This window comes from Serratia sp. SA088, assembly GCF_049065515.1.
GTDB lineage: Bacteria > Pseudomonadota > Gammaproteobacteria > Enterobacterales > Enterobacteriaceae > Serratia > Serratia nematodiphila.
Map to the genome: position 1 here is coordinate 72,916 of NZ_JBAKGW010000010.1, position 20,002 is coordinate 92,917.

Sequence of the window (20,002 nt, forward strand, 5' to 3'; positions counted from 1 at the left end):
ATTTTCGCCGGCAACGTCCAATTATCATCAGCCCGATGTTCATCGGCACCCGGAAGGTTAATCACATGCAGCTTCAACCTAAACACACATATAAGATTGTCGGCTTTTCCGGTGAAATTGCGCCGGCCTACCGCCAGAAACTGTTATCGCTCGGCATGCTGCCCGGCTCTTCGTTCGACGTGGTGCGCGTCGCGCCGCTGGGCGATCCGATAGAAATTAAAACCCGCCGCGTCAGCCTGGTGCTGCGCAGGAAGGATCTGGCGCTGCTGCAGCTCGACGGCCAGTCCTGAACCGGCGCGCCTCCATTTGCCGACGCGCCCTTGCGCCGGCGCGGCTCTCCTTGAAGACGACACGCAGAACTATGAAAAAACTCACCATCGGCTTAATCGGTAACCCGAACTCCGGCAAAACCACGCTGTTCAACCAGCTGACCGGCGCACGCCAACGGGTCGGCAACTGGGCGGGCGTGACGGTCGAACGCAAAGAAGGCCATTTCACTACCCCGCAGTCCGACGTGCGGCTGGTCGATTTGCCCGGCACCTACTCCCTGACCACCATTTCAGAGCAAACCTCGCTCGATGAGCAGATCGCCTGCCACTACATTTTGAGCGGCGACGCCGATCTGCTGATCAACGTGGTCGATGCCTCCAACCTGGAGCGCAATCTCTACCTGACGCTACAGCTGCTGGAGCTGGGCATTCCCTGCATCGTGGCGCTGAACATGCTCGACATCGCCAAAAGCCAGCATATCGATATCGACGTCGCCGCGCTGTCGGCGCGCCTCGGCTGCCCGGTAGTGCCGATGATCTCCACCCGCGCCGACGGCATCGGCGTGCTGAAACAGATGATCGACAATCATCGCCTCAACGAACAGCAGGCGCTGGTGAACTATCCGCCGTTGCTGCTGAAAGCGGTCGCCACGCTGAGCGATGCCATGCCGCAAACGCTGCCGGCGGTGCAACGCCGCTGGCTGGCATTGCAGATGCTGGAAGGCGACATCTACAGCCACCGGCTGGCCGGTCCCGCCGTCGCGCTGCTGCCTGCGGCCATTCAGGCGTTGCAACAGCAGCAGCAAGAAGACCCGGCGCTGGTGATCGCCGACGCGCGCTACCAGTCTATCGCCACCCTGAGCGACGCGGTCAGCAACTCGCAGCAGGCGATGCCCAACCGCCTGACCGACATGCTGGATAAAGTGATCCTCAACCGCTGGCTGGGCGTACCGATCTTCCTGTTGGTGATGTACCTGATGTTCCTGCTGGCGATCAACATCGGCGGCGCGCTGCAGCCGATCTTCGATATCGGCTCGGCGGCGATCTTCATTCAGGGCATTCAGTGGCTCGGCTACACCCTGCACTTCCCCGACTGGCTGACCGTTTTCCTGGCGCAGGGCGTCGGCGGCGGCATCAACACCGTGCTGCCGCTGGTGCCGCAGATCGGCATGATGTACCTGTTCCTGTCGTTCCTGGAAGACTCCGGCTACATGGCGCGTGCGGCGTTCGTGATGGATCGCCTGATGCAGGCGCTCGGGCTGCCGGGCAAATCCTTTGTGCCGCTGATCGTCGGTTTCGGCTGCAACGTGCCGTCCATCATGGGCGCCCGCACGCTGGACGCCCAACGCGAGCGCCTGATCACCATCATGATGGCGCCGTTCATGTCCTGCGGCGCCCGGCTGGCGATCTTCGCGGTATTCGCCGCCGCCTTCTTTGGCCAGGACGGCGCAGGGGTGGTGTTCTCGCTGTACATGCTCGGCATCGCGGTGGCGATCCTCACCGGCCTGGTACTCAAATACACCCTCATGCGCGGCGAAGCCTCGCCGTTCGTGATGGAGCTGCCGGTTTACCACGTGCCGCACCTGAAAAGCCTGCTGCTGCAAACCTGGCAGCGGTTGAAAGGCTTCGTGTTGCGCGCCGGTAAGGTGATCGTGGTGGCCAGCATATTCATCGGCGGCCTTAACAGCTTCTCGTTCAGCGGCAAAACGGTCGACAACATCAACGACTCCGCGCTGGCCACGGTTTCCAAGGTGCTGACGCCGTTGCTGCAGCCGATGGGCGTCCACCGCGATAACTGGCAGGCCACCGTCGGCCTGGTGACCGGCGCGATGGCGAAAGAAGTGGTGGTCGGCACGCTGAATACGCTGTATACCGCCGAGCACATCAACAAAGAGGCGTTCGACGCCGCCAACTTCAACCTGCTCGATGAGCTGGGCGGCGCGCTGCAGGAAACCTGGGACGGCCTGAAAAACACCTTCAGCCTGAGCGTGCTGTCCAACCCGATCGAAGCCAGCAAGGGCGACGGCGAGATGGGCGTCGGCTCGATGGGCGTGATGAGCAGCAAATTCGGCTCCGGCATCTCCGCCTACAGCTATCTGATCTTCGTGCTGCTGTATGTGCCCTGCGTCTCGGTGATGGGCGCCATCGCCCGCGAATCGAGCCGCGGCTGGATGACATTCTCCATCCTGTGGGGGCTGAACGTGGCCTACTCGCTGGCGACGCTGTTCTACCAAGCGGCGACCTTCAACCAACATCCGCAGTACAGCCTGACGGCGATCCTGGCGGTGCTGCTGGTGAATCTGCTGGTGCTGTTCGGCCTGCGCCGGGCGCGCAGCCGCGTCACGGTGCGCCTGGGCAACGCCACGCCGGCGGCCTGTTGTCAGGGCGCCAAAGGGAGCTGTCACTGATGGCCGGGCTGCTGCAGGTGCGCGATGCGCTGGCGCTGCGCGGCAGCGCCCAGGCGCAGCAGCTCAGCCAATCGCTGGCGACGCCGCTGCCGCTGGTGCAGGCGATGCTGGATCGTTTGACGGCGATGGGGAAAGTGGAGCGCATCGAACAGGATGACGGCGCCTGTTTGAGCGGCGGCTGCAAAAGCTGCCCGCAGGGCCAGGGGTGCAGCACGGTGTTCTATCGACTGAAAGCCTGAAGATAAGGGGCGCCAATGACGGGCGCCCCATTACCGTTCAAGGCTTATTGTTTGTCTTTGTAAACTTCGGCGATGGCGCTGAATTTACCGTGTTCGCGGCCTGCCAGGATCACGTAGTATTGACCGCCCTTTTCGTCAGCCAGTTTGGACAGCTCTTCCTTGGCGTCCATCGGTGACGTGGTTTCCGCCGTCGTGGTGACGGTGCCGATCTTCTCGTATTTACCCGGGTTCTTATCCAGATCTTCCTTGGTCAGCAGGGTTGCCGCCATGGAGCCGAAAGACACCGAACCCAGCACTGCCGCTGCAATAATCATCTTCAATGATTTCATGACACTAACCTCTCAATGGATAATTTATCTGTTATGAAAGCCGTCAAAAATCCATGCGTAGTACCGCAGGCTGCCGCGACATCCTCAGGCCTCGTTGCTTTCCCTGACGGGGCCCGTTTCCCAGAGACGAAACGCCAAAATGAAAAGCGCCGCACGCGGTCTTTTCATTTTGCAGCCAACGCATTGACTCACTAAGTATCGAACAGCTTTGTCTTTTATCCACCCGGCGGCGTTTTTTTTCGCGCTCTATCGTGCGTTTTCCCGCTGCATTCAATGTGCTGCAATAAACGCTTCGATCATCGTCACAAATTCATCGGGATGAGAGATAAACGGCGCATGGGCGGCTTTGGCCACGATCTGCGACGTGGAGTTCGGCCAGGCGGCATCGAGCAGCTCGGCGACCTTGCGCGGCACTAACCCGTCCAGATAGCCGTAAATCCGCAGCAGCGGCAGATTCAACTCCGCCAGCGGCGCGCGCAGATCGGCGGTGCGCAGGATCTCCAGCCCGCCGTTCAACACCTCGACGCTCGGCGTCGGCTGGTTAAGCACCACCGCTTTCAGCTGGCGCGCATCCTGACGCGCGCTCTCGGTGCCCAGCGTTTGCAGCGCCAGAAAACGCTCGACGGTGCGCTGGAAATCCAGGCTCAGCTGATGCTGGAAACCGCTCAGCACGTCCGGGCGGATCCCCGGCCACGCATCGCGAGCGGCAAAACACGGCGAGGAGGCCACGGTGATAAGCCCCTTGACCCGCCCGGGCTGCATCAGCGCCGCCTGGCTGGCCACCAGCCCGCCGAGCGACCAGCCAAGCCACCAGGCCTGCGGCGGGGCGGCCGCCAGCACGATATCCGTCATCTGCTCCAGCGACAGGGCGCCGAACCCCTGGCTGCGGCCGTATCCCGGCAGATCGACCAGATGCAGGCGAAAATGCGGCGTCAGTCGCGCCTGGATGCAACTCCACACTTCGGCGTTCAATCCCCAGCCGTGCAGCAGCACAAGATCGCGTTCGCCTTCGCCTATTGTTTGCCAGTACAGCGCTGTCATTGGTTACTGTCCTTTCATGCTTATCCGTGTCGGAGGCCCTATGCTATCAATCCGCAGCCGCTGTTGGCTATGCCGACAGCCGTTGAGCCTGGTGCGCCATGGCATCTGCAGTTGCTGCCTGCGCCATCTGCCGGTCAACCCTCCGTGTTGCCCGCGCTGCGGATTGCCCGCCGGCGAGACGCAAATGCCCTGCGGCCGCTGCCTGCAACGGCCGCCGCCCTGGCAGCGGCTGGTGTTCGTCGGCGACTACGTTGCGCCGCTCAGCCAACTGGTAAAAAGGTTCAAGTTCCACCGCGCGCCCGAGCTGGCGCCGACGCTGGCGCGCCTGATGCTGCTGCGGTGGCAGCAGGCGCGAAGAGAGCAGTATCTGAACAGACCCGACCTGATTTTAGCGGTACCCTTGCATGCATCACGCTGCTGGCGCCGTGGCTATAATCAGAGCGATCTGCTGGCCCGGCCGCTGGCGCGCTGGCTGGGCTGCGCCTATCGGCCCGCCGCCTTGCGCCGGGTGCGCAAAACCGCCCTGCAACAGCGGCTGAGCGCCCCTGCCCGCAGACGCAATCTGCAGCGCGCGTTCGCCTGTACCGTGCCGGTCGCCGGCCGGCATATCGCCCTGGTGGATGACGTGGTGACCACCGGCAGCACCGTCGCGGCGATCGCGGCGCTGCTGCGGCGGCAAGGCGCCGCTTCGGTGCAGATATGGTGCGTTTGCCGCACGTTGTAGTGCCACGGCAATGGGCGTATTATAACCGACTATAGAAGTCAACTATTGAGCTAATGCTATGATCCGTATAACAGATGCTGCACAGGAACACTTTGCCAAACTGCTGGCAAATCAAGAAGAAGGCACCCAAATCCGCGTATTCGTGATCAACCCGGGCACGCCGACGGCCGAATGCGGTGTCTCTTATTGCCCGCCGGACGCGGTAGAAGCGACGGATACCGAACTGAAGTTCGACAAACTGTCCGCCTATGTTGATGAGCTGAGCGCGCCGTATCTGGAAGACGCCGAAATCGACTTCGTGACCGACCAGCTGGGTTCTCAGCTGACGCTGAAGGCGCCGAACGCCAAGATGCGCAAGGTCGATGACGACGCACCGCTGATGGAGCGCGTGGAATACGTGCTGCAGTCGCAGATCAACCCGCAGCTGGCGGGCCACGGCGGCCGCGTAACGCTGATGGAGATCACCGACGACAACATGGCTATTCTGCAGTTCGGCGGCGGTTGCAACGGCTGTTCGATGGTGGACGTCACGCTGAAAGAAGGCATTGAGAAAGAGCTGCTGCAGAAATTCCCGGAGCTGAAAGGCGTGCGTGATTTGACCGAGCACCAGCGCGGCGAGCACTCTTACTACTGATACCCGGCGTTCGCGCCACGGTAGATAACACAATGCCGGAAGGGGGAACCCGTTCCGGCATTGTCGTTTTCACCCCACCGACACCTTGCGGCGCCGCTTGTCCAAATCCTTCAGCAGCCGGTTTATGTGCGGGTCGGCGAACATCTCCTCCAGCGTCTGGGTCAGCTTGCGCCGCCAGTTAGGGTACTGATCGCTGGTGCCGGGAATGTTGACCGGATCCGCCATATCCAGCCAGTCTTCCGGCTGCAGGCCGAGCAAGGCGCTGGCGCTGTCGGCGACATAGCGCTGCAGGCCGCGGTTGAGCAGCGGGCTCATGCCGAGCAGCGCCGCCTTCTTGCCCACCTTCTGCGGCACGCAGCCATAGCGATGCAATCCGTCCAGCAACCCCTGTTTGGCGCGTTCCCGATCGGCGAACAGCGCCTGCAGGATCTCCGCATCCGGGTAAAGGCCCAGCCGATTGCCGAGCGTCAGATCGTCGCTTTGCCAATAGCCGCGCAGCGTCGGCAGATCGTGGGTGGTGATGGTCGCCATCGCCTGCACCGGATAGGCCTGCGGCGCGCGGAAATGGTGCTCGCCGTCGCTTTCGAAATAGAGCACTTTGTAGGAGTAGACGCCGCTGTCGCGCAGCTTGCCGACGATCTCCACCGGCACCGTGCCGAGATCCTCGCCGATCACCATGCAACGGTGGCGCTGGCTTTCCAGCGCCAGCACCGCCAGCAGATCGTCCACCGGGTATTTGACATAGGCGCCGCGATCGGCGGTTTCGCCATACGGGATCCACCACAGCCGCAGCAGCGCCATGACGTGATCGATGCGCAGCGCGCCGCAGCTGGTCATGTTGGCGCGCAAAAGATCGATGAACGGCTGATACCCGCGCGCCGCCATCACGTGCGGATCCATCGGCGGCAGGCCCCAGTTTTGCCCCAGCGGCCCCAGAATATCCGGCGGCGCCCCGACCGACGCTTTCAGGCAGTACAGCTCACGGTCACACCAGGTTTCCGCCCCGCCTTCCGCCACCCCGACCGCCAGATCGCGATACAGGCCAATCGGCATCTGCTGCTGCCTGCTCTGGTCAAAACACTGCGCGAACTGGGTGGCCGCCAGCCATTGCAGCCACAGGTAAAAGCGGACCGCGTCCTGATGTTCGGCGCAGAACTGCCGCACCGCGTCGCTCTGCCCCTGCCGATAGCGCTCGGGCCAGGCCGGCCAGCCCCACTGGCTGGCGTCTTTGGCCGCCAGATGGGCATGCAGCGCATCAAACGCCGCCTGCTGATACAGGCTGTCGCCCCCCTCAGCCACGAACTGCTCGAACGCCTGACGCTGCGCGTCGTTCGGCTGGCGCGCCTGAAACAGCGGGAACGCCAGCTTCAGCGCCGCCAGCTTCAGCTGCATCACGGCGGTGTAGTCCACCCACTCCGCGGCGCGCGCCTTGGCCAGCTGCTTCTGCGTCGCCGGCTTCTGCCACCAGCGCTGCGCCGCGTCGCTGCGCTGGAAATCCTCTACCGCATTGACGTCGATATACGCCAGATTCAGCCAGCGGCGCGATGAGGGGCTGTAGGGGCTGGCGCTCTCCGGGTTGGCCGGATACAGCGCATGGATCGGATTGAGGCCGACGAAGGCACCGCCGCGTTCCCCCACCTGCTCCACCATCAGGCGCAGATCGCCGAAATCGCCGATGCCCCAGTTGCGATCGGAACGCAGCGTATACAGCTGAACGCAGGCGCCCCACAGTTTCTTGCCGGTCAGCAAGGCGTCCGGCTCGAAGCAGCGTCTCGGCGCGACGATCACTCGGCATGGCCACTGCTGCTCGCCCTGGCTCAGCGTCAATTGGTGGTACCCCATCGGCAGATCGCCGGGCAGCGTCAGGGTCTTGCGCGCGCCGACGCGCCCCTGCAGGCATTCGCCGTCTTCACGCTGCAGCGCCCACAGGTACTCGCCTTCACCCGCCGGGGTCAACGCCAGCGGCGCGCCCTGATAGAACACCTTGACCGCCGGTAACGGTGATGCCGCGCCTTCCTGCGCGCCATCGGCCCGATTCATGGCCGCCAACAGCTTGCGCTTGGTCTCCGGTTCAATCGCCTGCCGCTTGCCGTGGGCATTGATAAAATCGGCAGCGATCCCCGCCTGCGCTGCCGCCTGATCGATACGCTTGCGATCCATTCGCTCTCCTTAACGTTTGGCTTGCCAGATACGCTGCTGATAATCGCGGATCGAGCGATCCGAGCTGAACATGCCGACGCGCGCGGTGTTAAGGATAGTCCGCCGCGTCCATTCGTCCCGATCGCGATACAGCTCGTCGACCCGGCGCTGCGCCTGGCAGTACGAGGCAAAGTCCGCCAGCACCAGGTAGGGATCGCCGCCTTCCAGCAGGCTGTGCAGCATCATGTCGAACGCGTGCTTGTCGCCGTGGCTGAAAGCGCCGCTCGCCAGCTCGTCCAGAATCGCCTTCAGGTGCTTGTCTTTCTTGCGGTAGCTGAGCGGATCGTAACCCTTCGCCACTATCGCCTTCACCTGCTCCACGGTATTGCCGAAGATAAAGATATTGTCTTCGCCCACCTGCTCGGCGATTTCGACGTTGGCGCCGTCCAGCGTGCCGACCGTCAGCGCGCCGTTCAACGCCAGCTTCATGTTGCCGGTGCCGGAGGCCTCTTTGCCGGCGGTGGAGATCTGTTCGGAGATATCCGCCGCCGGGATCATCAATTCGGCTACCGACACACGGTAGTCAGGGATGAACGCCACTTTCAGGCGATCCTTCACCAGCGGATCGTTGTTGATCTTCTCGGCCGCCTGGTTAATGGCGTAGATGATGTTCTTCGCCAGGTAGTAACCCGGCGCCGCCTTGGCGCCGAACAGGAACACGCGCGGCACGATGTCCAGGTTCGGGTTGTCGCGCAGCTGGCGATACAGCGACAGGATATGCAGCAGGTTCAGGTGCTGGCGTTTGTACTCGTGCAGGCGTTTGATCTGCACGTCGAAGATCGCGTCCGGGTCGAGCGTCAACCCCATCACGCCGTGCACGTACTGGGCCAGCGCCACCTTGTTGTCGCGTTTGATCTGCTGATAACGCTGGCGGAACGCCGCGTCGTCAGCGAATTTTTCCAGCCCGCGCAGCGCGTCGAGATCGTTCGCCCACTCCACCTTCAGCGTCTCATCGATCAGGCCCGACAGCGCCGGGTTGCACTGTTTCAGCCAGCGGCGCGGCGTGATGCCGTTGGTGACGTTATGGAATTTATTCGGCCACAGCTGGTGGTATTCCGGGAACAGATCTTTCACCACCAGATCCGAATGCAGCTGCGCCACACCGTTGACCGCAAAGCCGCTGACCACGCACAGGTTGGCCATACGCACCTGCTTGTCATGGTGTACAGCCAGTTTGGCCCACACCGCCTCGTCGCCCGGCCAGTGCTTATCCACCAGCTTTTTGAACCTGGCGTTGATCTGTTTGATGATGGAGAAATGGCGCGGCAGCAGGTTGCGCACCAATTTCTCATCCCAGCACTCCAGCGCTTCCGGCATCAGGGTGTGGTTGGTATAGGCGAAGGTGTTGCTGGTGATTGCCCAGGCCGCCTCCCACTCCAACTGGTGCTCGTCCAGCAGAATGCGCAGCATTTCCGGAATGGCGATGGTCGGGTGAGTGTCGTTCAGCTGGATCACTTCATACTTCGGCAGCTCTTCAATCTTGCGGCCGGCCTGATGGTGCTTGCGCAAAATGTCCGCCACCGAGCAGGCGCACTGGAAATACTGCTGCATCAGGCGCAGGCGTTTGCCGGCTTGATGGTTGTCGTTCGGGTAGAGCACCTTGGTCAGCTTGTCGGCTTCTACGCCCTGCTTCTCCGCCTGCAGGAACTTGCCGTCGTTGAAATCGCTCAGGTTGAACGGATGCTGATGGGTCGCCTGCCACAGGCGCAGCGGCTGCGCCACGCCGTTGCGATACCCCAGCACCGGCAAATCCCAGGCTTCGCCGCGCAGGGTGAAGGCGGGGCGCCACAGTTCTCGGCCGTCGGCCTGCTTTTCCAGCTTGCCGCCGATGCCCACGTCCACCGCCAGCGCGGCGTTGTGACGGAACCACGGATAGCTCTCGCGTTGCCAGTTATCCGGCGCCTCTTGCTGTTGCCCATCGCGGAACGACTGACGGAACAGCCCGTACTGGTAGTTCAGCCCATAGCCGGTGGCCGGTTGTTCCACCGTCGCCATCGAGTCGAGGAAACAGGCCGCCAGCCGCCCCAACCCGCCGTTGCCCAGCGCCGGATCGGTTTCCTGCTCCAGCAGATCCGCCAGCTTGACGTTTTGCTCGGCCAGCGCCTGCTCGACGGTGTCGTACCAGCCCAGGTTGATCAGGTTGTTCGCCGTCAGCCGGCCGATCAGAAACTCCATCGAGATGTAGTTTACGTGGCGCAGCGGTTTGGCGCTTTTGCGCGGCGCCGGCTGCGCGGCCAACTGCTCGGCCAGCGCCGCACTGACGGCTTCCCACCATTGATGTTGCGTCATCTGCTGTGCGGAACTGAGGCCGAACCGTTGCCATTGACGGGCGAGCGCCGCCAGAAAAGCATCCTTCTTAAGCGTAGGCTGTGACATAAGGAAAACTCTCTATCCAGTAAGTGGGTCAAATTGCCGCTATCGTGCCGGTGAGAAAGCCTGACGGCATCATCCCGCCTGGGGATTAGCTGGGGAGGAGGATTGGGGCGTAGCTGGAATTGTGATCTCAGGCACTGTTTGACTCCCTTGCAACGATGCAAAAAAGCCCGCCAACGCGTGCGGCGAGCACTGAGAACGTTAACCCTGACGTTAGCACAAGTATTCGCGCTGCTGAAGTTTTGTCCATGGCCGGAAATGCGATCCGCCACCGCATCGCCGCACGCCGGCGCCAAACGTAAAAAAGTGTGATCGATAGCAACTTAACTCCAAGCCGATGCGGAAGCTTGTTGCAATACGTTTAGGGTTGGCAGAAGTTAGGGGGAGCTATTAATTACGAACCATAAAATAATTAGCGCCACTCCAATCCCGGCGGGAACCGCGATTTATACCCTGGAATACTATGCTGATCCCATCAAAACTGAGCCGCCCGGTACGGCTGCAAAATACCGTGATCCGCGATCGCCTGCTGGCCAAACTGGCCAGCGCGGGCAACTATCGTCTGACACTGGTCAATTGCCCGGCGGGATACGGGAAAACCACGCTGATCGCCCAATGGGCGGCCGGCAAGGCCGATCTGGGCTGGTATTCCCTGGATGAGAGCGACAACCAGCCGGAGCGCTTCGCCAGCTACCTGATCGCCGCCCTGCAGCAGGCCAGCGGCGGCCGCTGCGTCAAGAGCGAGGCGCTGAGCCAGAAACACCAGTACGCCAGCCTGTCGGCGCTGTTCGCCCAACTGTTTATCGAGCTGGCCGACTGGCATCAGCCGCTGTACCTGGTGATCGACGACTACCACCTGATCACCAACGACGCCATCCATGAAGCCATGCGCTTTTTCCTGCGCCATCAGCCGGAAAACCTGACGCTGATCCTGCTCTCGCGCACTCTGCCGCCGCTCGGCATCGCCAACCTGCGGGTGCGCGATCAGCTGCTGGAAATGGGTACGCAGCAGCTGGCGTTCACCCATCAGGAAGCCAAACAGTTCTTCGATTGCCGCCTGGCGGCGCCGATGGAACAGCAGGACAGCAGCCGCCTGTGCGACGAAGTCGAAGGCTGGGCCACCGCGCTGCAGCTGATCGCGCTGTCGGCTCGCCAATCCGCCTCCTCGGCTCAGCTGTCGGCCAAGCGGCTGGCGGGGCTGAACGCCAGTCACCTGTCCGACTATCTGGTGGACGAAGTGCTGGATCACGTCGATGCCGATGCGCGCGCCTTCCTGCTGCGCTGTTCGGTGTTGCGCTCGATGAACGACGCGCTGATCGTGCGGCTGACCGGCGAAGACAACGGCCAGCAACGGCTGGAGGAGCTGGAGCGCCAGGGGCTGTTTATCCACCGCATGGACGACACCGGCGAATGGTTCAACTTCCATCCGCTGTTCGCCTCTTTCCTGCGCCAGCGCTGCCAGTGGGAACTGGCGCTGGAGCTGCCGGGATTGCACCGCGCCGCCGCCGAGGGCTGGCTGGCGCTGGGGTATCCGGCGGAGGCCATTCACCACGCGCTGGCGGCCAGCGACGTCAGCATGCTACGCGATATCCTGCTGCAACACGCCTGGTCGCTGTTCCACCACAGCGAACTGGCCTTGCTGGAGGAGTGCCTCAACGCGCTGCCTTATGAGCGCCTGATCCAAAACCCCAAGCTGGCGTTGCTGCAGGCCTGGCTGGCGCAGAGCCAGCACCGCTACAGTGAGGTCAACACCCTGCTGGAGCGCGCCGAGCGCACCATGCGCGAGCAGAAAATCGAGATAGACCAAACGCTGCACGCCGAGTTTGACGCCTTGCGCGCCCAGGTGGCGATCAACGCCGGCAAACCGGAAGAAGCCGAGCGGCTGGCGAGCGAAGCGTTGAAATTCCTGCCGCTGTCGAGCTATTACAGTCGCATCGTCGCCACCTCGGTGACCGGCGAAGTGCACCACTGCAAGGGCGAACTGGCGCGCGCGCTGCCGATGATGCAGCAGACCGAGCAGATGGCGCGTCGTCATCAGGCCAACCATTACGCGCTCTGGGCGCTGCTGCAGCAGAGCGAAATCCTTATCGCCCAAGGCTTCCTGCAGGCCGCTTACGAAACCCAGGACAAGGCGTTCGAACTGATCCGCGAGCAGCACCTGGAACAGCTGCCGATGCACGAGTTCCTGCTGCGCATCCGCGCCCAGATCCTGTGGTCATGGTCGCGGCTGGACGAAGCGGAAGACGCGGCGCGCGCCGGGCTGAAAATCCTGGCTAACTACCAACCGCAGCAGCAGTTGCAGTGTATCGCCATGCTGGCCAAATGCTCGCTGGCGCGCGGCGATCTGGACAACGCCAACACCCACCTGCAGCGCTGCGAAACCCTGCTGCACGGCGCGCACTATCATCGCGACTGGCTGACCAACACCGACAAATCGCGGGTGATCCACTGGCAGATGACCGGCGACACCGCCGCCGCCGCCCAGTGGCTGCGCCACACCGAAAAACCCGGCATGGCGGACAACCACTTCACGCAGGGCCAATGGCGCAACATCGCGCGGGTGCAGCTCCTGCTCGGCCAGTATGAAGAGGCCGGCGTGGTGCTGGATGAACTGAACGAAAACGCCCGCCGCTTGCGACTGGTGAGCGATCTCAACCGCAACCTGCTGCTCAGCAACCAGCTCTATTGGCTGCAAGAGCGCAAGGGCGAAGCGCAGCAGGCGCTGATCGAAGCGCTGTCGCTGGCCAATCGCACCGGTTTTATCAGCCACTTCGTCATCGAGGGCGAAGCGATGGCGCAGCAGCTGCGCCAGCTGATCCAGCTCAACACGCTGCCGGAGCTGGAACAGCATCGCGCCCAGCGCATCTTGCGCGACATCAACCAGCATCATCGGCACAAGTTCGCGCATTTTGACGAGAACTTCGTCGATAAGCTGCTGACCCACCCGCAGGTGCCGGAACTGATCCGCACCAGCCCGCTGACCCAACGCGAATGGCAGGTGCTGGGGCTGATCTATTCCGGTTACAGCAACGACCAGATCGCCGGTGAGCTGGATGTGGCGGCCACCACCATCAAGACGCACATCCGCAACCTGTATCAGAAACTGGGCGTGGCTCATCGCCAGGAGGCGGTGCAGCAGGCGCAGCAACTGCTGAAAATGATGGGGTACGGCGCGTAAAAACCCTGATATCCCTCTGGTCTTAAACGTCGCAGAGTTGGTTACAATAGCGGCGTCCCCCTATTACGAGGCAGTCAGCAGTATGGAACAGTTCGAAGCGATCAACGTTGAGCAGGCGTACACCCGCTGGAAAGAGGGCAGCGCCGCCCTGGTCGACATCCGCGATCCGCAAAGTTTTGAAGCCGGGCATACGCCGGGCGCCTTTCACCTCACCAACGCCACCCTGTCGGCCTTTATGCAACAAAACGACTTCGAGCGGCCGGTGATGGTGATGTGCTACCACGGCAACAGCAGCCGCAGCGCGGCGCAGTACCTGCTGCACCAGGGGTTCGACGCGGTCTACAGCATCGACGGCGGCTTCGAGGCCTGGGCCCGTCAGTATCCGCAAGACGTGGAAACCTCTGCCTGATCCCCGCCGCCCGCCGTGCGTCGGCGGGCTTCCCCTTGGTTTTTTGTGCGCGTTTTCGCGGGTTTTTCGCAGATCCGTTTGCCAGCGCTCAGGATTTCGACGTTATAATCGGCCGTCAGGGTCGCCTGCGAGCAAGCCGCGGCCAAAATCATTCACTTACGACGGAAGAGCAATGGTTAGAGTAATCGCCATATCCAACCCGCGCCTGGCGCTGGCCTTTGTCGACTATATGGCGACCCAGGGCATCCGGCTTGAGCTGCGCAACAGCGGCGAGGCGGCGGAAATCTGGCTGGCCGACGACGGTCACCTCGAGCAGGTGCAACACGAGCTGCAGCAGTTTCTGGCCGATCCGCTCAACCGCCGTTATCAGGCCGCCAGCTGGCAGACCGGCCATACCGACGCCGGCCTGCATTATCAGAGCGAATCCTACCTGCACACCCTGCGCAGCAAGGCCGGGCCGCTGACGCTCGGCGTGATGGTGCTGTGCATCGCGGTCTATATTCTGATGCAGGCGCTGGGCGACGATACCGTGATGTACTGGCTCTCCTGGCCGCAGGACAGCAGCCAATACACCCAGCTGTGGCGCTGGGTCAGCCATGCGTTCCTGCATTTCTCCCTGCTGCATATCCTGTTTAACCTGATGTGGTGGTGGTATCTCGGCGGCCAGATGGAAAAACGCCTCGGCGCCGGCAAGCTGTTCGTGCTGGCGGTGGTGTCGGCCTTCTTCAGCGGCTGGGCGCAATCGTTGTTCAGCGGCGCGCTGTTCGGCGGGCTGTCGGGCGTGGTTTATGCGCTGATGGGCTATGTGTGGCTGTCGGGCGAACGGGCGCCGGAGCGCGGCCTGATGCTGCCGCGCGGCCTGATGGTGTTCTCGGTGCTGTGGCTGGTGGCCGGATATTTCGATATTTTAGGAATGTCGATCGCCAACGCGGCACACATAGCCGGTTTAGTGTTAGGGTTATTGATGGCATTTTGGGATACGCGTCATCGCGCACACAACGAACAATAACAGCCGGGAGCTATGCCCCAATGGGCATAGCGGGCGTTTTAGGGGATTATCGTGAAGCAAACACAGCGTCATGACGCAATTATCGAGCTGGTGCGCCTGCAGGGTTACGTCAGCACGGAAGAGCTGGTCGAACATTTTGACGTCAGCCCGCAAACGATTCGCCGCGATTTGAATGACCTGGCAGACCAGAACAAGATCCAGCGTCACCACGGCGGTGCGGCGCTGCCTTCCAGCTCGGTCAACGCTGCCTATAACGATCGCAAGGTGATGTGGTCGGAAGAGAAGGCCCGCATCGCGCAGCGCGTCGCCAGCCAGATCCCGGACGGCGCCACGCTGTTCATCGATATCGGCACCACGCCGGAGGCGGTGGCTCATGCGCTGATGAACCACAAGAACCTGCGCGTGGTCACCAACAACCTTAACGTCGCCACCCTGCTGACCGCCAAGGAAGACTTCCGCCTGATCCTGGCCGGCGGCGAAGTGCGCACCCGCGACGGCGGCATCATGGGCGAAGCCACGCTGGACTTCATCTCCCAATTCCGTCTCGATTACGGCATTCTCGGCATCAGCGGCATCGATATGGACGGCTCGCTGCTCGAATTCGACTATCACGAAGTGCGCACCAAACGCGCGATTATCGAAAATTCCCGCTGCGTGATGCTGGTGACCGACCATTCCAAATTCGGCCGCAACGCCATGGTCAACCTGGGCAACATGAACCTGATCGACTACCTGTTTACCGACCAACTGCCGCCGCCGAGCGTGATGAAAATCATCGAACAGTACGACGTGCAGCTGGAGCTGTGCTGATCCGGCCTTAACCTGCGGGGCGCGCCGCCGCCCCGTTTCATCCCTTCAGACTCCCCTCACCGACAGCCGTTTGCGCGCCCGCGCCATATCCACCCTATTTATGTGACTATCATCACCAAACTGTTACCTCTATCACGCCTAAATGTTTTTGTTTGGTTAACTCTTGGCTTGCTTGTTGGTTTTTGATTACAATCATGAGCGAAAACGAACATGAAAGAGCTATTTCGAACATCTGGAGGAAGATGACGTGGAAACCAAAGACTTGATCGTTATCGGTGGCGGCATCAACGGTGCCGGCATCGCGGCGGATGCTGCCGGGCGCGGGCTGTCGGTACTGCTACTGGAAGCGCAAGACTTGGCCTGTGCTACGTCTTCCGCCAGTTCCAAACTGATCCACGGTGGCCTGCGCTACCTGGAACACTACGAATTCCGTCTGGTGAGCGAAGCGCTGGCCGAACGTGAAGTGCTGCTGAAACTGGCGCCACACATCGCGTTCCCGATGCGTTTCCGCCTGCCGCACCAGCCGCACCTGCGTCCGGCCTGGATGATCCGCATCGGCCTGTTCCTGTACGATCACCTGGGCAAACGCACCAGCCTGCCGGGCAGCAAGGGTTTGCGCTTTGGACCAGAGTCGGTGCTGAAGCCTGAACTGAAGCGCGGTTTCGAATATTCCGACTGCTGGGTCGACGATGCTCGCCTGGTGGTGCTGAACGCGCAGGAAGTGGAAAAACGCGGCGGCGAAGTGCGCACCCGCACCAAAGTGACCCGCGCATGGCGTGAAAACGGCCTGTGGATGGTGGAAGCGGTCGATATCGACAGCGGCAAAACCTTCACCTGGCGCGCCAAAGGCCTGGTGAACGCCACCGGCCCGTGGGTGAAAAACTTCTTCGACGACGGCCTGAAGCTGAAATCGCCTTACGGCATCCGCCTGATCAAAGGCAGCCACATCGTGGTGCCGCGCGTGCACGATCAGCCGCAGTCTTACATTCTGCAGAACGAAGACCACCGCATCGTGTTCGTGATCCCGTGGAATGACGAATTCTCCATCATCGGCACCACCGACGTGGAGTACAAAGGCGATCCGAAAGACGTGAAGATCGACGAGAACGAAATCGCTTATCTGCTGAAAGTGTACAACGATCACTTCAAGAAGCAGCTGGGCCGCGACGACATCGTCTGGACTTACTCCGGCGTGCGTCCGCTGTGCGACGACGAATCCGATTCACCGCAGGCGATCACCCGCGATTACACGCTGGACGTGCACGACGAGCAAGGCAAGGCGCCGCTGCTGTCGGTCTTCGGCGGCAAGCTGACCACCTACCGCAAGCTGGCCGAACATGCGATGGAAAAACTGGCCCACTACTACCCAGGCTGCGGCCCGGCGTGGACCAAAAACGCCACGCTGCCGGGCGGTGACATCGACGGCGATCGCGACGGCTACGCGGCCAAACTGCGCCGAGCGCACGGCTGGCTGCCGGAAGCCCTGGCGCGCCGCTATGCCCGCACCTACGGCAGCCAGAGCGAGCTGATCCTGGCCGGCGCCAACGGCCTCGCCGATCTGGGCGAAGATTTCGGCCACGGTCTGTATGAAGCCGAACTGCGCTACCTGACCGAGAAAGAGTGGGTCGTGGAGCTGGACGACGCTATCTGGCGCCGCACCAAGCTGGGCATGTGGCTGGACGAAGCGCAGCAGGCGCGAGTGAAAGCCTGGCTGGCGGAACACGCGAAAACGAAAGCGCTGTCTCTGGCTTCCTGAGCCGCAGCGTAACGAAAAAGGGCCGGTTATCCGGCCCTTTGCTTTTTTCCTCTCTCGCTTTACAGCTTCACCGGCTTAATGTGCCAAATTTCATCCGCGTATTCCTGAATGGTGCGATCGGATGAGAAGTAGCCCATATTGGCGATATTCAGCACCGCGCGCCGCGTCCACTCGTCCTGATTGAGATAGACCTCGTCCACCTTGTCCTGCGTGTCCACATAGCTGCGGTAATCCGCCAACAGCTGATAGTGATCGCCGAGGTTGACCAGCGAGTCGAACAAATTGCCATAGCGTTTCGGCTCTTCCGGGCTGAACACCCCGGTGGCGATCTGCGTCAGCGCCTGATGCAGCTCCGGGTCCTGCTCATAGTACTGGCGCGGGTTGTAACCGTTGCGGCGCAGTTCCTCAACCTGCTCGGCGGTATTGCCGAAGATAAAGATATTCTCCTCCCCCACGTGCTCACGCATCTCGACGTTGGCGCCGTCCAGCGTGCCGATGGTCAGCGCGCCGTTCAGCGCGAACTTCATGTTGCTGGTGCCCGAGGCCTCGGTGCCCGCCAGCGAGATCTGTTCCGACAGATCCGCCGCCGGGATAATGATCTGCGCCAGGCTGACGCCGTAGTTCGGAATGAACACCACCTTCAGTTGGGTATGCACGCGCGGATCGTTGTTGATCACTTTGGCCACGTCGTTGATCAGACGGATGATCTGCTTGGCGGCATAGTAGGCTGAGGCCGCCTTGCCGGCGAAGATCACCACCCGCGGCACGCGCTCGATGTCAGGGTCAGCCAGCAAACGGTTATACAGCGTGATGACGTGCAGCACGTTGAGCAGCTGCCGTTTGTACTCGTGGATGCGCTTGATTTGCACATCGAACAACGCATCCGGGTTGACCACCACGTTGAGCGTTTTGGCAATGTACAGCGCCAGCCGCTCCTTGTTCTGCCGTTTGGCGCGCTGCACCGCCTGCAGGAAGCTCGGGTAATCGACGTTGGCCTTGATCTCGCTCAGTTGGCTGAGATCGGTGCGCCAGGTTTGACCGATGCAGTCGTCCAGCACCGCCGCCAGCGGCGGATTGGCCAGCGCCAGCCAACGGCGCGGCGTCACCCCGTTGGTTTTGTTGCAGAAACGGGTCGGGAATAGCCGGGCGAAGTCGGCGAACAGCGACTGCACCATCAGTTCGGAATGCAGGGCGGAAACGCCGTTGACCTTGTGGCTGGCCACCACCGCCAGCCACGCCATGCGCACCCGGCGGCCGTTGGTTTCGTCGATGATCGAGACCCGCGCCAGCAGATCGTTGTCGTCCGGCGCCACTTCCTGCACCATCTTGAGGAAGTGATCGTTGATTTCGAAAATCAGCTGCAGATGGCGCGGCAAGATGCGGCCAATCATATCCAGCGGCCAGGTCTCCAGCGCCTCGCTCATCAGCGTGTGGTTGGTGTAAGAGAACACCTGCTCCACCACTTCCCAGGCGTCGAGCCACTTGAATTTATGCTCGTCGATCAGCCGGTGCATCAGCTCCGGAATCGACAATACCGGGTGGGTGTCGTTGAGGTGAATGGCGATCTTGTCCGCCAGGTTGTCGAAGGTTTTGTGCATCAGCCAATGGCGGTTGAGGATATCCTGCACCGTGGCCGACACCAGGAAATACTCCTGCCGCAGCCGCAGCTCGCGCCCGGACGAGGTCGAATCGTCCGGATAGAGCACGCGCGACACGTTCTCCGAGTGATTTTTGTCTTCCACCGCCGCGAAGTAATCGCCCTGGTTGAACTTGCCGAGGTTGATCTCATTACTGGCCTGCGCGCCCCACAACCGCAGCGTGTTGGTGGCGTCGGTGTCAAAACCGGGGATCACCTGATCGTAGGCGATGGCCACGACCTCTTCAGTCTCCAGCCAGCGCGCCTTGGCCCCCTCCTGCTGCACGCGGCCGCCGAAGCGCACCTTGTAGCGGGTGTTATGGCGCGGAAACTCCCACGGATTGCCGTACTCCAGCCAGTAGTCCGGCGACTCCATCTGTTGGCCATTGACGATGTTCTGCTTGAACATGCCGTATTCATAACGAATGCCGTAGCCGCGCCCCGGCAGCGCCAGCGTCGCCAGCGAGTCAAGGAAGCAGGCCGCCAGCCGGCCCAGGCCGCCGTTACCGAGCCCGGGGTCGTTTTCTTCCTCCAGCAGCTCCGCCAGGTTCAGCCCCATCTCGTTCAGCGCGTTGTCGATATCCTGATAGATGCCCATCGACAGCAGCGCGTTTGACAGGGTGCGGCCGATCAGAAACTCCATCGACAGGTAATACACCTGCCGCACGTCTTGAGACAGCTGGGCGCGGTTGGAACGCAGCCAGCGCTCCACCATGCGATCGCGTACCGCGAACAGCACGGCGTTCAGCCAATCGTGCCGGTTGGCGATGGCCGGATCCTTGCCGACGATAAACATCAGCTTATAGGCGATGGAGTGTTTCAGCGCTTCCACACTGACCGTAGGTGAGGTGTAACTAAACGGTGAAGTCATGGCTTTTTAATCCCTTGTAGGGAGCCCCGCCATTCGCCGCGGAATAGCGGGCTCCGCTGAACATGGACGCGGCACGCCGCGCCCCGACAATCTACCCTTACGGCTGCCCGCCGCGCG

Annotated in this window: 15 protein-coding genes; 10 read left to right on the forward strand and 5 right to left on the reverse strand. The window is 61.8% G+C overall.

Annotation, left to right across the window (positions count from 1 at the left end; translation table 11 throughout):
- The first annotated feature begins 65 nt into the window (after positions 1-65).
- The 3 genes from feoA (at position 66) to ACOWVD_RS21685 (ending at position 2,916) form a co-directional block, all read left to right on the forward strand.
- The gene (gene feoA, locus ACOWVD_RS21675; protein WP_004930752.1) at positions 66-290 is read left to right on the forward strand and encodes a ferrous iron transporter A; all 225 of its coding nucleotides are present in this window, start codon (positions 66-68) and stop codon (positions 288-290) included.
- Positions 291-361: 71 nt separating this feature from the next.
- Positions 362-2,677 (forward strand): Fe(2+) transporter permease subunit FeoB, encoded by a 2,316-nt coding sequence (gene feoB, locus ACOWVD_RS21680; protein WP_004930755.1) that lies wholly within the window; start codon positions 362-364, stop codon positions 2,675-2,677.
- The gene (locus tag ACOWVD_RS21685) at positions 2,677-2,916 is read left to right on the forward strand and encodes a FeoC-like transcriptional regulator (RefSeq protein ID WP_004930758.1); all 240 of its coding nucleotides are present in this window, start codon (positions 2,677-2,679) and stop codon (positions 2,914-2,916) included. Before feoB ends, ACOWVD_RS21685 begins: the two co-directional genes overlap by 1 nt.
- Before the next feature lie 44 nt (positions 2,917-2,960).
- On the opposite strand, the gene ACOWVD_RS21690 is transcribed toward ACOWVD_RS21685, so the two are convergent.
- Positions 2,961-3,245 (reverse strand): YdgH/BhsA/McbA-like domain containing protein, encoded by a 285-nt coding sequence (locus ACOWVD_RS21690; protein ID WP_004930765.1) that lies wholly within the window; start codon positions 3,243-3,245, stop codon positions 2,961-2,963.
- Between the two features lie 270 nt (positions 3,246-3,515).
- Complete coding sequence (gene bioH, locus ACOWVD_RS21695) at positions 3,516-4,286, reverse strand: pimeloyl-ACP methyl ester esterase BioH (protein WP_004930771.1); 771 nt, start codon at positions 4,284-4,286, stop codon at positions 3,516-3,518.
- A gap of 40 nt (positions 4,287-4,326) precedes the next feature.
- On the opposite strand from bioH, the gene gntX reads away from it, so the two are divergent.
- Together gntX and nfuA are read left to right on the forward strand one after the other, a co-directional pair.
- Positions 4,327-5,010: a DNA utilization protein GntX gene (gntX, locus tag ACOWVD_RS21700; protein ID WP_103086222.1), complete on the forward strand. Its 684-nt coding sequence runs from the start codon at positions 4,327-4,329 to the stop codon at positions 5,008-5,010.
- Between the two features lie 58 nt (positions 5,011-5,068).
- Entirely contained in the window at positions 5,069-5,644 is a 576-nt protein-coding gene (nfuA, locus tag ACOWVD_RS21705) for a Fe-S biogenesis protein NfuA (protein ID WP_004930777.1), read from the forward strand.
- Positions 5,645-5,713: 69 nt separating this feature from the next.
- On the opposite strand, the gene malQ is transcribed toward nfuA, so the two are convergent.
- Both malQ and malP read right to left on the reverse strand, forming a co-directional pair.
- Positions 5,714-7,804 carry a 4-alpha-glucanotransferase gene (malQ, locus tag ACOWVD_RS21710; RefSeq protein ID WP_164095734.1) on the reverse strand — a complete coding sequence of 697 codons (2,091 nt, stop codon included), beginning with the start codon at positions 7,802-7,804 and terminating at the stop codon, positions 5,714-5,716.
- Positions 7,805-7,813: 9 nt separating this feature from the next.
- On the reverse strand, positions 7,814-10,219 hold the full coding sequence (gene malP / locus ACOWVD_RS21715) for a maltodextrin phosphorylase (protein ID WP_049240506.1): 2,406 nt from the start codon (positions 10,217-10,219) through the stop codon (positions 7,814-7,816).
- Positions 10,220-10,679: 460 nt separating this feature from the next.
- Between malP and malT the strand changes: the two genes are divergently transcribed.
- From malT to glpD, 5 genes are all read left to right on the forward strand, one after another.
- The gene (malT, locus tag ACOWVD_RS21720) at positions 10,680-13,394 is read left to right on the forward strand and encodes an HTH-type transcriptional regulator MalT (protein ID WP_049240504.1); all 2,715 of its coding nucleotides are present in this window, start codon (positions 10,680-10,682) and stop codon (positions 13,392-13,394) included.
- Between the two features lie 82 nt (positions 13,395-13,476).
- Positions 13,477-13,803: a thiosulfate sulfurtransferase GlpE gene (gene glpE / locus ACOWVD_RS21725; RefSeq protein ID WP_004930790.1), complete on the forward strand. Its 327-nt coding sequence runs from the start codon at positions 13,477-13,479 to the stop codon at positions 13,801-13,803.
- A gap of 172 nt (positions 13,804-13,975) precedes the next feature.
- Positions 13,976-14,812, forward strand: coding sequence for a rhomboid family intramembrane serine protease GlpG (glpG, locus tag ACOWVD_RS21730; RefSeq protein WP_015379321.1), 837 nt, complete (start codon positions 13,976-13,978; stop codon positions 14,810-14,812).
- A gap of 51 nt (positions 14,813-14,863) precedes the next feature.
- Positions 14,864-15,622, forward strand: coding sequence for a DeoR/GlpR family transcriptional regulator (locus tag ACOWVD_RS21735; protein WP_004930797.1), 759 nt, complete (start codon positions 14,864-14,866; stop codon positions 15,620-15,622).
- A 247-nt stretch (positions 15,623-15,869) separates the two neighbouring features.
- Positions 15,870-17,378 carry a glycerol-3-phosphate dehydrogenase gene (gene glpD / locus ACOWVD_RS21740; RefSeq protein WP_004930801.1) on the forward strand — a complete coding sequence of 503 codons (1,509 nt, stop codon included), beginning with the start codon at positions 15,870-15,872 and terminating at the stop codon, positions 17,376-17,378.
- A 59-nt stretch (positions 17,379-17,437) separates the two neighbouring features.
- Here the strand turns inward: glpD and glgP are convergent, their stop codons facing one another.
- Positions 17,438-19,885 (reverse strand): glycogen phosphorylase, encoded by a 2,448-nt coding sequence (gene glgP / locus ACOWVD_RS21745; protein WP_004930804.1) that lies wholly within the window; start codon positions 19,883-19,885, stop codon positions 17,438-17,440.
- Between the last annotated feature and the right edge of the window lie 117 nt (positions 19,886-20,002).

Bases quoted from the DNA above. Each gene is read 5' to 3' on its own strand.
- feoA (WP_004930752.1), top strand. From the start codon at position 66: ATGCAGCTTCAACCTAAACACACATATAAGATTGTCGGCTTTTCCGGT.
- feoB (WP_004930755.1), top strand. From the start codon at position 362: ATGAAAAAACTCACCATCGGCTTAATCGGTAACCCGAACTCCGGCAAA.
- ACOWVD_RS21685 (WP_004930758.1), top strand. From the start codon at position 2,677: ATGGCCGGGCTGCTGCAGGTGCGCGATGCGCTGGCGCTGCGCGGCAGC.
- ACOWVD_RS21690 (WP_004930765.1), bottom strand. From the start codon at position 3,245: ATGAAATCATTGAAGATGATTATTGCAGCGGCAGTGCTGGGTTCGGTG.
- bioH (WP_004930771.1), bottom strand. From the start codon at position 4,286: ATGACAGCGCTGTACTGGCAAACAATAGGCGAAGGCGAACGCGATCTT.
- gntX (WP_103086222.1), top strand. From the start codon at position 4,327: ATGCTATCAATCCGCAGCCGCTGTTGGCTATGCCGACAGCCGTTGAGC.
- nfuA (WP_004930777.1), top strand. From the start codon at position 5,069: ATGATCCGTATAACAGATGCTGCACAGGAACACTTTGCCAAACTGCTG.
- malQ (WP_164095734.1), bottom strand. From the start codon at position 7,804: ATGGATCGCAAGCGTATCGATCAGGCGGCAGCGCAGGCGGGGATCGCT.
- malP (WP_049240506.1), bottom strand. From the start codon at position 10,219: ATGTCACAGCCTACGCTTAAGAAGGATGCTTTTCTGGCGGCGCTCGCC.
- malT (WP_049240504.1), top strand. From the start codon at position 10,680: ATGCTGATCCCATCAAAACTGAGCCGCCCGGTACGGCTGCAAAATACC.
- glpE (WP_004930790.1), top strand. From the start codon at position 13,477: ATGGAACAGTTCGAAGCGATCAACGTTGAGCAGGCGTACACCCGCTGG.
- glpG (WP_015379321.1), top strand. From the start codon at position 13,976: ATGGTTAGAGTAATCGCCATATCCAACCCGCGCCTGGCGCTGGCCTTT.
- glgP (WP_004930804.1), bottom strand. From the start codon at position 19,885: ATGACTTCACCGTTTAGTTACACCTCACCTACGGTCAGTGTGGAAGCG.